The organism is Flavobacterium sp. (assembly GCF_050696275.1).
Lineage (GTDB): Bacteria > Bacteroidota > Bacteroidia > Flavobacteriales > Flavobacteriaceae > Flavobacterium.
In genome coordinates, this window is record NZ_JBOGUT010000003.1 from 132,298 (window position 1) to 145,367 (window position 13,070).

The window sequence follows — 13,070 nt, forward strand, 5'->3', positions numbered from 1 at the left end:
TTATCCTGTTCTTTCCATTTGAATTCCGAAGAATGTAATAGGTAGTATTACGACATGATTAAATTATTGATTATCAGTGATATGTAAATTTATTAAATAAATACTGTTTTATAGGGTTAATCTTGTGGATATAACAAATTTTTAACGCTAAACTTCTTTAAATTTGGGTTTGAAATTGGGATGAAAAGGCTATGAAATAGAGCTGTTTCGTCGTTTCTTCCCATAATGGCTAACCTTGTCATCAACTCAAACTAAATCGGAAATAATACAATTGGCGCTCCCAAACAATTATCCGGAATATCAAAGGCATTTACCAGCGCCACGGCATCAGGACGGATGTTCCAGCACAGCTGATTGACCATCTTACGGATGGCTTTGGTTTTTACCGGTTCCATATATTCGTCTTCCAAGTACCAACTTTTATTTTTTTCTATTTGTGAAAGAGCATACAGCTGGTACAATTGTTCCAAAACGGCTTTGGTGTTTTTATCCTTAACAGAAGTTAGTGCTATTTGAAATTGTTCCAAAATAACTCTTTCCAAATAAGCCTGGGCAACATCAATCATCTGGTGCTGCACGACATTGTACGCATCGTAAGGTTCTAATCCACTATCAATTAGCTTTTTTAGGCGTTTAGCTACTGCAGTAACGGTAGCGTTTTCCCGATATTGAAATGCTTGCAGATGAAATGTACCGTCAAGCAGATGATCTTCATCCGTTTTACGGGTAATTATCGGGTTTTTTTCAGTAATGGCCGTTTTAGCGCTTTCAAATACATAATTGATTTTATCGAAAGCATCCATTTCCCCGAAAGTTTTACGGAATTCCGACAGGCGGTTTTTGGCAACCAGCTGCATCAATACCGTATTGTCCCCTTCAAAAGTAGTGTAAATCTCCGTGTCATTTTTTAAGGCACCAATGCGGTTTTCAGACAAATAACCTTTCCCGCCACAGGCTTCCCGACATTCCTGCAAGATATCCCTTGTACTCCAAGTAGTATAAGCCTTCATGCCGGCAGCGAGTGCTTCTATATCGGGCATTTCGTTTTCTTTTTTATGGATGAAGCGATGGGTGAGGTACTGCAAGGCAAAATGCAGTCCATAGGTTTTGGCCAGCCCGGGTAGGAGACGACGCTGGTGTATGCGGTAATTTAGTATAGGCACTTCCGAACCGCCTTCGGGTCCGAACTGCCTGCGTTGGTCACCGTATTTTATAGCAATGGTCAAGCCTGATTTGGCCGCCGATAATGCAGACCTCGGGATGCCTATTCTTCCACCAACCAGAGTGCCCAACATGGTAAAGAAACGTCTGTTGTCGCTGGGAATAGGGCTTTCAAATTTCCCTTCGGCGTTAATTGAAGCAAAACGGTCGAGCATGTTTTCCTTCGGAATAACCACATGGTTAAAGTGCAGGGTACCATTATCAACACCATTCAATCCCATCTTTAGTCCGCAGTCTTCAATGGTAATTCCTTTCAGGCTTTTGCCGTTAGCATCACGGATAGGGACAATAAAAGCATTTACCCCATAATCGTGATCTTCAATGATTAATTTAGCAAAGACAGTTGCCATCCGACCGTGACTGGCTGCGTTTCCAATGTATTCTTTTTGAGCTTTGTCATTTGGTGTGTGAATGCTAAAGGTCTGTTCTTTGTGGTTGTAAGTAGCTGTAGTTTCAATGCCTTTTACATTGGAACCATGATGGGTTTCGGTCATGGCAAAACAGCCGGGCAATTTAAAGGAACCTATATCTTTGAGGTATTTATCATAATGTTTTTCAGTACCCAGTGATTGAATGCTCATGCCCCAAAGCCCAAATTGTACTCCAAATTTGATTACCAGACTCAAATCATAATAACTAAGTGTTTCCATAATGGCAAAATAATCAGCAAAACTACCACCGCCACCATAAGCAGTAGGATAGGCCATATTTCCTAGGTTTTCTTTCGCTAGTATCCTGCACCAATCGTATACTTTTTCGCGATAGACCTTAGTATTGGTTGAGGTTTCATAGGCAAACTCGGGGCGACTGACAATTGATTTTACTTTTTTTATAATGGGTGCCTGTTTTCCATCCAGAAATTGTGTTAGTTTTTCGGTATCGAATGTACTGGCTGCCTGCTGACCTGATGTAAAAGTAACTTTGGCAGTTTTAAAATGCACTATTGCTTCCGAACCTGAAATACCAAGATCACTTTCTAATTTGGTAAAAATAGTTTCTAGTCCTTTGATGGTTTCATCATTTTTGGAAAGCAGCAAAGAAAGCGCAAAAAGGGATTTTACAGAAGAGTGTGTAATACTGCTTTTTTCTATTTCAGTTTTCCAGTCGATGAGTTGCTTTCTGGAAGGAGGAGACGTTATATCGACATTGGAAAGTAGTAATTGTTGTTCTTTTGGCGAAAGCCAGTTTTGTGAGCCAATGAATCCCTGCAATGTCACAAATTCTTTTTGTGTCAGGAGATCATCAGACCAAACGAGGTAAAAAAACGGGATGAACACCTTGAGTTTTGGATTTTCCATAATAACCACGTATAATAGTAAGTTTTGAGATGTGTCAAGTTACTAAAATTTAGGCAGATATATGGTTGAGAAGTTGTTGAATTTTGCTTTCGAAGGACTATAACTGTAATTTAAAATACAAAATATCCAGACCAGACAGCTTCAAAAAATCGGCCTGGCCCGGATACTTTTGTCATTACAATTTAGACATAAAATCGTAGATGTACCAGTAATTCTGGCCTGTTGTGGAGGTATTCAACAAGAACGTCGGATTAGGCAACACACACGGTGCCACATTAGGGTTGTGAGAGATGATTCCCATAGAACTTCCCACAGTCCATCTTTTGCCACAGCAATTGTCAAAATAGAAACCTAACTCCTTCATTGTCCAAGAAGAATTCACAGGTAAATTTTTATACGAATATTTGGCTACATAAGGTCCTCCTGCGGTAGTGTATTCGAAAATATCCCCATAATTAGGAGGACAAACTAAATTAGTCGTTCCTGAAATAGCATGAAATGTACTGCCTACTACAGCAAGCCCATTGTATTGAGAAGTAGGACCAGCCGGAGCAAAAACACTACATACACCGCCAGGTACCGTTACTTTCATCAATTGGGATGTTCCTTCTTTAATGGCTACGAATAATCCTGTTGTCCCGAAATTTTCGATATCCTGTAAAGGAGTGGTAGTAGTGGCAACTACAGAGGCATTTCCAGTAGAAATTTGAACGTTTAAAAGTTTGCCCGGAAAATTGGAATTGATTCCCGTTACTGCCCATGCAAAATTAGGCACTCCAGCTCTGTCGCACAATCCAGTTACGGAAGTTACAGGTATTCCACCTACTTTTATCTGCGATACGAAAGTGTATCCGGTAGGCGCAGCGCATAAATCTACTTTAAAAATGTTGGAAGTAAAGCCTCCAGGAACCGGTGAGCTGCTGGAACCCGATAATACTAAGGCATATACATTTGGACAGGCCGTTACCACATTTTCCGGTGCTTTTTTACTTTCTTTTGCATCTGATGGGCTTTCTTGCTCTACCTCAGTTTTTTCACAAGAAACCATCGTGGTGGCCATGATGACCACACTAGCTAATAGGGTTAGGTAATTTTTCATAATTTATTGTTTTTTAATGAGTTAAAAATTTATAAACTAAATGTACCATAGTTTTTTTCTTACATTATGAGGAAAAACCCCCTTTTTTTATAAAAAAATCAGTTAGTTGGTTCCGGCTGATTGTGAACGGTTTTGATAAAGAACGTTTGATTTATTTAACAAGCAATCAGATAAAAATAGGTATATTTACTTACAAAATAAAATAGGAAATTAGTTACCTTTGATAAGATTGGTTAGTCTTCATAAGGATTTATAAGTTTAATCGTCAATGGGTTTTCTGATTTGTGAAGTATACATGAAAATAAATTTTATGAAAGAATCAACTACTGATGAAGAAATTTTATTTCCCAGAACAGACTCTTATGTTTTCCCTGAGAACCCTTTCGAATCCATTGGATTTGCCTTGTCAGGAGGAGGTTTCCGCGCTGCTGCTTACGGCTTAGGGACACTTAGCGTATTTGATGCTTTACAACTGAAAGATCCAAAAGAAGAGAATCTGAGACTATTGGATAAAGTTAAATTCATTTCTTCAGCATCCGGAGGAACAATAACCTTACTTGCTTATACTGCATCTATCCGGAAAGGAATTTCTTTTAAAGACTATTTCAGGCATTTGAACAAGAAACTAACGAGTGATGGATTGTGTCAGGAAGCGCTGGATATTCTTGGTGACCCAACTCAATGGGAAGATGGAGAGAAATCTCGAAATCCAATTAATGCTTTTGCAAGAGCATATCACAATTCGCTATTTGATTTTTTAGCTTCGGGTGAAAGGAGTCTTGGCTTTATTATAGCTCCAGACAATACTTCTGATGCCACCCACTTGGATGAATTCTGTTTTAATGCATCAGAGTTCTACACTGGCCTTTCTTTTCGTTTTCAGGGTACTGAAAGGGATTGGTTACCAAAAAGATATGGACAATTCGGAAATAATAATATTAGCATCAATTTGGAAGAGGAAAAATCTGCTCAATCAATTTCGACGTTAAAGCAGATTCGTTTCGGAGATATATTGGCTGCCTCGTCTTGTTTTCCGTTGGGTTTTGAACCAATTATGTTTCCACGGGATTTTTCTTATAACGAAGGGCCAACCCAGGCTAATCTAAAAGCAGCACTGCATCTTAAAACATACAGCTGGGGAAAAAGTAAGAAGTTTGAGTTTTCCAACAAGAATAGCAAAAGAGCAACTAGAGAGAAGGAGTTTGCGGATAACGGTGAGTTTGGACTTATGGATGGTGGAATCTGTGATAATCAAGGATTATATAGTTTGTTAAAAGCCAATAGCAGAAAGGATAAAGGGCATAAGAAAAATGAAAGATGTTACAATCGTTTTGACCTGATGATTGTTAGTGATGTTACAAGCTTTTACATGGAACCTTTCCGTGAATCCGTTGTTAAAAAAAACGACTGGAATCAGGAAACCCTTCAATATTACTGGAATACTGTTAGGAATTATAATGGTAAAATTAAAAAGTGGATGTCCAGATCCTACATAATTTTAGCTATGCTGGCGGTTATTTGCCTCCTTCCATTATTTTTTGAAGGGATTACTTTTGCCTCAGTAATGCTTTCAATCTTGGGATTAAGTCTATTTGTAGCAATGGCTTATGTAAACAAACTGTACAAAGGCTTTTTTAAATCCTATCCAGACCTGGCGAAAATCCTGGAAAAAGAATCTCTGAATGATGTTTATAAGCACTATTTTACAGAAGATACTTTTATCAACCGCACAGCAGTAAATCTTATCACCCAACTGGAGACAGTCAAACTGGAAGCAGTTTTGAATATGTTGAAATCAAGGGCACAATCAGCAGTAACGATGATAAGCGATGTCTTTTTAAAGCAAATAAGGCGCTTAATATATGACCAGCTTTTTATTAATCAGGCTTATAAATACAGACGCCTGAATAATCCTATTTACAGACTTTCCTTCACAAATAATAAAAACAGGAAATTACCTGACTTTGATGAAAAAGAGGATGAAGACGAAATAATATATCACCAACGATATGATGAATTTAAGAAAGAAGTTAATGAGTTTTGTAAAATCACTCCTGAAATGCAGTATTTGGCAGAAATGGCCTATAATGCATCCACAACTCTTTGGTTTACGCCGGAACAAGAAACAGCCGGCAAGGATAATGTAAGAAAAGCCATTATCGTAACAGGACAGTTCAGTACCTGTTACAGTTTGCTTAGGTATACTTTATCGCTACGGCACAGCAGGAATTTTTCTTCACTTAATCCAGATTCGAAAGAACGTATAAGTAATTTACAGGAGCAATTAATAGCAATGATGCATGAATTTACGGATAATCCGTTTTTTTTATATGAGAAGTTGACAAATGAAAAATCTATATAACAGTATAAATTGAATTATGGCATTGTATTTCGAAAATAAACAAGAAGGGCCCCAAACCCATATATTAATGATAGGTGTAGGGGCTTACCCTTTTCTTAATGGAGGCGACAGATTCGTAGCACAGCGGTTTGATGCCGCTCAATCGATGGGACAGCTTGGTTCTCCATCTTATTCTGTAAAAGCATTTTATGAGGCAGCTTTACGGCTGAATCAAAATAATTGTTGGGCCAAACCTTTAGGAAGCATAGATGTGCTCTTATCAGTAATGCCTGACTTTCCAGAAGCTTTTCCAGGCAACGTTGTTGAGCCTGCCATCCGAAATAATATTAGTGATGCTTATTGGAGATGGAAGGACAAATGTGATACTCATGAAGACAATGTTGCCTTGTTCTTTTTTTGCGGGCATGGGCTTGAAAAAGCTGGGGAACAATATTTACTTGCCGAAGATTTTGGCGAAAATCCACGCAGTCCATGGGATGGGACTTTTGCTTTCGACATGACCCGACGTGCTTTTTCTACCTGTAAGGCAAAAACACAAATATTTATGGTTGATTCCTGTAGGCAGGTTACCGGGGATATGCTCAGTACCGGAATTCCTATGAATCCCATCGAAGCACCTAATTTACTCGCCAGAGATTGTAAATACAGTTTGGTACAAAAAGCTGCTGCCACTAATGAACAAGCATATGGCAAGGTAAATGAGGCTTCTTTTTATACCAAAGCGATTATTAAAGCTCTTGAAGGTAATGCGGCCGATAACGATTCGGGCAATTTTTGGAAAGTTACAACTGGGACCCTGGCTGCTAAGATGAATATGTTTTTGCAGGCCGAATGTGCTTCTGAAGGTTATGCACAACGTTGTATCAGTACAATCAATGATGTCACCACCTTAATTCATCTGAATAAACCGCCTGAAGTTCCTTTCAGCATAACCTGCGATCCAGAGCAAGCTTTAAAGCATGCTGTATTGTCGTACCAGGAATTGAATACTAATGAAAAAGATTCTAGACAGCCAGAATCAGGTCCATGGAATGTGAATGTGTCAGCCGGACTCTATATGGTTGAGGCAAGTTTTGCTCAAAAGAATTATAAGAATAGCAAGAAATATAAACCTGTGGCACCGCCTTGGGCTAACGAACAGCTTAATTGTAATTAACATGGAAAAGGAAAACGAATTAATAATCAACATCGTTGGTGCAGAATTAGACGAGTCAAAACAAATTGAAATTCTTGATTCAAAACTGGCAGTATATGATTCTACATGGATCTCGGCTAATCAATGTATTTTTACGGTGCCCGAAGGAATATATGCAGTCAGGTTAAACTTGATTACAGGTAATCAATATGAGCGCATTGCTGTAGTTGATATGAAGAAACCAGCTGAGATAAGTTTTGATTTAAGCCCGGTATTTCCCGAAATAAAGGATGTTAAGACAGGCGCTGTAAAAGAGTTCAGTACACCGGAAGATAAAATATTATTTGAAATTTTTGGAGAGAGTGGAATTATGGAGATAGAAGCTGACCAGCGAGCAAAAAGCTATCCCACTGCCAGGTTATGGACATTATGGGATCAACAATGGACAGCAATATTATTGCCTAATATCTCTTTTGATGAAATAGGTCGTGCTGGTAAAACATTTAGAATCAGTACATATGGAGGTCTTCAGATTATGGAGCTGGACTATCCGGAAGGCCCATCCCAATATGTGTCACTACCACCATACCAAGATGTCAATTGCCATATCCGATTATTCTATAATCCTGTCAGAGAGTGCAAATTATATGATGTCTCGTTAAAGATGTCAAATTCTAAAGCTCAGGCGTTATTGTCACTTATGACCTCAGGAGACATGATTAGAGCTAGATCACTCTGGGCTCTAAATGATGCAGAAACTTTATTGCTTGAAAAAATACAAGACCCCACAGCTGCTGCCATCGGAGGGTACTATCTCTTAAAGACAGATGAACTCGCACGATTGCATGATTGGGCCAATAATCTTGCGAACTGGTTTTCCTGGCTACCAGATGGTTGTATTATCCACGCCTGGCAAATGATTATGGAAAATAATACAGAAAAGAATGATCATAATTATCAGGACAGGATTAAAAATCGTTTACTGGAATCTCTGGAAAGAGGAATGCCAATCTATACCGAAGGGATTCGTCTGTTATATGAAGGATTGGTCATGTGCTCATTTCAGTTTGAAGAGAAAGACGAAGATATTGAAACGGCGCTCAAAAATGTAAGAGGTTTTATAGCAAATTCAGATATGACAAAAGAAACCCTTACTTACATTGGTCAGCATCCAAATTTACCTATTGACGAATCTATCAAATTAACTGAGCCGTCAGAGGAGGATATATTTCGTCTTAATCGCTAGTAGAATTTGCAAGTTCAATTCAAAAAAAAATAATGACGAATAACCCGGATAAAAAAATTACTCATGAAATATACCATTAATTTTTTACCTGCCCGTTATGGTGATTGTATCTGGATTGAATATGGAGAGGATAATTCCCTGAACCATATTTTAATCGATGGTGGAACCGGTGGTACGAAAGCACACATCAAAGAATTGCTTGAAGCCCTTCCATCCGGAGAAAGAATTATTGAGTTGCTTGTGGTCACACATATCGATCGCGACCACATTGAGGGCATATTGAGTCTTTTGGAAGAAAATGATCTACCTTGTGTTATAAAATCTGTGTGGTTTAATGGATGGCCGCATTTGCTTGAAAATAAGTCTGTTGAATTTTTTGGAGCGGTACAAGGAGAACGTCTTACCGCCGCAATATTGAAACATAAGTTACCATGGAATACTCATTTTGAAGGAAATGCAGTTGTGGTACCTGAAGAAGGTGAATTGCCAAGACTGATACTGGATGGTGGGATGGAAATAATACTGCTGTCGCCGATGTTTGAAAATCTCGCAAAGCTACGTGACGCATGGGAAGATGAAGTAAAAAAAGCAGGTCTTGATCCCGGCTATGGAGCACAAGTGCATAATGTAGTAGATGGTGATGTTCAATCTTTTGGTGTACCTGAAATTCCTGATGTTGAAAATCTTGCCCAGGAAGAATTTAAAGAAGATAGCGCTCCGGCAAATGGGAGCAGTATTGCTTTTATTGCAAAATACAACGGCACTGCAGTACTTCTTACAGGCGACTCTCATCCAGGGGTAATTAGTAGATCTCTTAATAGACTGGGCGAACAAATACCTTTTAAACTTGTGAAACTTTCACATCATGGGAGCAAAGGAAATACAAGTCCAGAGCTTATGGAACAGTTTGATTGTAATAGATTTGTAATATCTACAAACGGATCAATATACCATCATCCTGATGCGGTAAACATGGCCCGTTTATTGACTATAAAAAAAAATCCAGAGATTATATTTAATTATACTTCTGAACATAACAAAATTTGGAAACTACCTATATTACAGGAAAAATATGGCTATACTACGATATATCCGGATGATATGGGTATTGTCATTTCTTTATAACTTGATAAAATTATTGCCTCTTCGGATAAAAACCTTTTAATGAGTTTTTGCAGTTGCTTTTGGTTTTTAGCAAAATTTTCAAAACATTTTTTAATCAGAGGAAAGGAGCGAAGTACAAAAAATTAAGGAGTAGTTGACACTACTCCTTAATGTTATGATTGGGATTGAAAATTATTTCTTTATAAACTTTTTAACAGCTGTTTGATTCTGACTTCCAATCAATTTTGCAATATAAAATCCTGATTTTAAAAGGCTGATATCAATAGTGTCAGTATGACTTGTAGTGACTAGTTTTCCTTCCAAGGAATAAATTTCGATGCTTTTCAATTCTATTGTCGAACGAATGTTAAGAACAGAAGTTGCCGGGTTGGGATACATTGAAAATTCAATTGTTGGATTAAAATCCGGATTACTTAAAACCGTTGAATCAAATTCGTAGACACCCATATCTACTGTGGTGTTAAAAATTCGTTGGTTCCCCAGTAAATCGGTTGCACCAATGACTTTCGAATTATCACCTGAATCTATTGCAGGGGAACCAGTACTTAAAGTATAATCACTGCCTGCCAAATTTGTAAATAATGGGTTAGAAGCACTTGTATTTGAAGAAGTACCGCTTAAAGTTGTTCCTGTAAAATTAGTTTCATCAATAGAGTTAGTGATCGTAACTGGGTTTACCATGTCTTCGGTAACACCAGAAATAGGTCTTGAAGCGACTCCACCAACAGCTTTATTATTCCAAAGGATGCAATTTGAAATGGTTACACTATGATTCGCTCCAACGCCGCTTCTAATTGATAAACCTAAAGTAGCTCTGTTAAAATTATTCATACCTGAGATTGTTCCAGTATCACTATTGTCTACAAATGTGCAACCTATAAATGATGTTGTTATTGAAGAAGATGCTCCATAAGCACGAAGCCAAACTGAGCTTCCTGCATAACCTGGAGTAGCAGTATCTACAGCCTTATTTTTACTGAATAATGTATTTGAAAATGTATAAGTAAGACTTACACTAGGTCCAGTATAAGAATAAATTACTCCACCGGCTCCAGATAAATTTTCTGAGAAAATACAATTGCTGACAATTAATTCAGAAGGAGTGGCATCATAAACAGCAGCTATTGCCCCACCAGATTCATTGGCTATGTTTCGAACCATTTTGCAATTAGTAAGTGTCAATTTTTTAACCGCATTATTTTTATAAATTCCAGCTCCTACTTTTAATGTCCCTGTAGTTCCGTTAGCGTGACCACCGGTTATTGTTATTCGGTCTAGTATCGTATTTTCACCGTGTACGCCAATTACGTTATAACTATTATCATTACGGGTCGTATTTACATAAGTAATGTTACTGTCATCATTGCCTGATAAATCTCCTGAAAGAATGGTTTCATTAGTTCCTAAAACACGATCTGAAAGTTGGGCTTCAGTTCCGGCAAAACCTCCATATAATTTTACATTTGGCTTATTTATAGTGAATGGAACAGTTCTACTGCTTATATTAGGGCGGTATGTTCCTGCTGCAACCCAAATTTCCTGATCATCTGCCTGTTCAGCAAATGCCGATTGTAAGCTTGTAAATGCATTTGTCCAAGAAGATCCGTCGTTGCTTCCGGTTGCATTAGCATTGATAAACATTTTTCCTTTAGTTCTGAAAGTTTGACCTAGAGACCATCCTGAAGGATTTGTGCTAGAAGCACAATAACTTCTATGATACACATTGTAACGTGTAGATGGCGTTAATCCGGTCACTTGAACTGCTGCTGCAGCTGCATCTACATTGGAAACAATAACAGCATTCCCAAAGGGTTCTGATTGCGGAACATAAGCAATATCATAGATTCCTGTTCCCGAAATATTGAAACCAGCGTCAGTTTGAGTAATAGTGTTTATTATCAAATTACTTGAACTTGGTGCATAACAAAAATTATAATTAGCAATGTCACTAATTTCAGTAGCAGTTAAAATGCGATTGTAAAAAAGAATATCATCAACTACATCAAAATATCTGTTATTAGCAGGAAGAGAATTGGATCTGTTATTTCCAATAGTAATATTTCCATTTGTATCATGGGATGTAGCTAAACTTATACTTGTAGATGATGATTGACTATTTCCTCCATTTCCTGAATGAATACCATCAATATAAATAGTCATTGAATTATATATTGTTGTTGTGCAACAACCACCAAAAGCCATCGAATTAGAAAGAAGAACGGCAACATGATGCCAATTTCCATCACTCACAAATTTTGTAGTATAAACACCGCCACTTCGGTACGATAATGCCCCATTATACAAAACGCCTAATGTTGCCCCAATTTTTCCGTCTTGTAAATAAACATAATTACCTACCCAATTTGATGTTGCAAAACTAGTTCTATTACTATCGTCAATTATAATTTTTGTATCAGAACTATTTGTTGTAGTTTTTATCCAAAAACTTAGTGTTTCCAAATTTCCGTAACCCAATCCATCTACGGGAAAATCGATATCGGGTCGTGTTAAATGATCTCCGTTTAAACTTACGGCACTTGTTGATGGATTTCCAAATCGGTTGTTAATTTCCAAAAGAGACGTTCCGGTTCTAGTGAAATTTTGTCCGTTTGCTCCATCAACTAAAAGACTTCCATTATCAAATCCATATTGAGCAACGAGTCCGTTTATAGGATATTGTGCAAAACAAAAATTTCCAATGAGTAGTGTCAGAAAAAGTAAAATTGCCCTCATAATAATATATTTTTTATAGTTATGACAACAAATTTGGACATAAAAAAAAGCCGTTTTAAAACGACTTTCTGAAACTGTATTTTGACTTGCTAAAGCCTTATCCTATATTTTGGACAATCATTAAAAATTCTTCTTTTTTTTCATTAGAGATAGAAACCAGTTTGTCATTATCCATCACAATATAACCACCTTCTTTTTTGATGTATTCTTTGATGTATTTTAAATTGATTAGGTAGGAGCGATGTGGTTTGTAAAAATTGGTCTGCGATTCTAAAATAGTTACAAAATGGCGTAATGGTTTGCAAACCAGCATTTCATTATGAGTTGTCGTACTGACTTTGGTATACATACCATCGGCTTCGAACAAAATAATAGCATCAAAATTGACAAATTTAAACCCGTCGGCAAATGGCAAACCTATTTTATTAAAATTAGCCGTCTGTAAGCTTTTTTTCAGTTCATCTAATTGCAGGGTAATATTGGATTTCCCAATTTGTGCGATTGCTTTTTCCGTAGCTTCCATGACGGTTTCGGCCCGAAGAGGTTTTAATAAATAATCTATTGCCGAAAGCTGAAAGGCTTTAATAGCATATTCGCTGTAAGCTGTTGTAAAAATAATTTCAAAATTAATGTCCTCTTTAGTAATGAAGTTTAAAATCTCTAAACCGGAATGCTCCGGCATTTCAATATCAAGAAATACAATTTGGGGCTGATGTTCTTTTATCAAAGCGACTCCGGACAATAAATCTTCCGCTTGAAAAACAGTCGTTATTTTTTTGCAGTTTTCTTCCAGTAAAACCTTAAGTAAATTGCGTGCTTTTCTTTCATCATCAATAATTATTGCTTTCATC

Annotated in this window: 8 protein-coding genes; 4 read left to right on the top strand and 4 right to left on the bottom strand. The window is 37.4% G+C overall.

Going from position 1 to position 13,070, the window contains the following annotated elements; translation table 11 throughout:
- Window positions 1-251 precede the first annotated feature (251 nt).
- Complete coding sequence (locus tag ACRDEC_RS03070) at window positions 252-2,519, bottom strand: acyl-CoA dehydrogenase (RefSeq protein ID WP_431496860.1); 2,268 nt, start codon at window positions 2,517-2,519, stop codon at window positions 252-254.
- A 175-nt stretch (window positions 2,520-2,694) separates the two neighbouring features.
- A complete protein-coding gene (locus tag ACRDEC_RS03075) occupies window positions 2,695-3,618 on the bottom strand; it encodes a hypothetical protein (RefSeq protein ID WP_431496861.1) in 924 nt (307 codons plus the stop codon).
- A gap of 310 nt (window positions 3,619-3,928) precedes the next feature.
- Here ACRDEC_RS03075 and ACRDEC_RS03080 point away from each other — a divergent pair, with 310 nt between their 5' ends.
- The 4 genes from ACRDEC_RS03080 to ACRDEC_RS03095 all read left to right on the top strand — a co-directional run bounded on the left by ACRDEC_RS03080 (window position 3,929) and on the right by ACRDEC_RS03095 (window position 9,486).
- Window positions 3,929-5,980: a patatin-like phospholipase family protein gene (locus ACRDEC_RS03080; RefSeq protein ID WP_431496862.1), complete on the top strand. Its 2,052-nt coding sequence runs from the start codon at window positions 3,929-3,931 to the stop codon at window positions 5,978-5,980.
- Between the two features lie 16 nt (window positions 5,981-5,996).
- On the top strand, window positions 5,997-7,136 hold the full coding sequence (locus tag ACRDEC_RS03085) for a caspase family protein (RefSeq protein WP_431496863.1): 1,140 nt from the start codon (window positions 5,997-5,999) through the stop codon (window positions 7,134-7,136).
- A gap of 1 nt (window position 7,137) precedes the next feature.
- Window positions 7,138-8,361, top strand: coding sequence for a hypothetical protein (locus ACRDEC_RS03090; protein WP_431496864.1), 1,224 nt, complete (start codon window positions 7,138-7,140; stop codon window positions 8,359-8,361).
- 63 nt (window positions 8,362-8,424) lie between these two features.
- Entirely contained in the window at window positions 8,425-9,486 is a 1,062-nt protein-coding gene (locus tag ACRDEC_RS03095) for a ComEC/Rec2 family competence protein (RefSeq protein ID WP_431496865.1), read from the top strand.
- Between the two features lie 171 nt (window positions 9,487-9,657).
- Here ACRDEC_RS03095 and ACRDEC_RS03100 read toward each other — a convergent pair whose 3' ends face one another.
- Both ACRDEC_RS03100 and ACRDEC_RS03105 read right to left on the bottom strand, forming a co-directional pair.
- Window positions 9,658-12,219 (bottom strand): T9SS type A sorting domain-containing protein, encoded by a 2,562-nt coding sequence (locus tag ACRDEC_RS03100; protein ID WP_431496866.1) that lies wholly within the window; start codon window positions 12,217-12,219, stop codon window positions 9,658-9,660.
- 97 nt (window positions 12,220-12,316) lie between these two features.
- Window positions 12,317-13,069 carry a LytR/AlgR family response regulator transcription factor gene (locus ACRDEC_RS03105; protein ID WP_431496867.1) on the bottom strand — a complete coding sequence of 251 codons (753 nt, stop codon included), beginning with the start codon at window positions 13,067-13,069 and terminating at the stop codon, window positions 12,317-12,319.
- Window position 13,070: the final 1 nt, after the last annotated feature.

Excerpts from the sequence above, each read along its gene's own strand:
- ACRDEC_RS03070 (WP_431496860.1), bottom strand. The coding sequence starts at position 2,519 with ATGGAAAATCCAAAACTCAAGGTGTTCATCCCGTTTTTTTACCTCGTT.
- ACRDEC_RS03075 (WP_431496861.1), bottom strand. The coding sequence starts at position 3,618 with ATGAAAAATTACCTAACCCTATTAGCTAGTGTGGTCATCATGGCCACC.
- ACRDEC_RS03080 (WP_431496862.1), top strand. The coding sequence starts at position 3,929 with ATGAAAGAATCAACTACTGATGAAGAAATTTTATTTCCCAGAACAGAC.
- ACRDEC_RS03085 (WP_431496863.1), top strand. The coding sequence starts at position 5,997 with ATGGCATTGTATTTCGAAAATAAACAAGAAGGGCCCCAAACCCATATA.
- ACRDEC_RS03090 (WP_431496864.1), top strand. The coding sequence starts at position 7,138 with ATGGAAAAGGAAAACGAATTAATAATCAACATCGTTGGTGCAGAATTA.
- ACRDEC_RS03095 (WP_431496865.1), top strand. The coding sequence starts at position 8,425 with ATGAAATATACCATTAATTTTTTACCTGCCCGTTATGGTGATTGTATC.
- ACRDEC_RS03100 (WP_431496866.1), bottom strand. The coding sequence starts at position 12,219 with ATGAGGGCAATTTTACTTTTTCTGACACTACTCATTGGAAATTTTTGT.
- ACRDEC_RS03105 (WP_431496867.1), bottom strand. The coding sequence starts at position 13,069 with ATGAAAGCAATAATTATTGATGATGAAAGAAAAGCACGCAATTTACTT.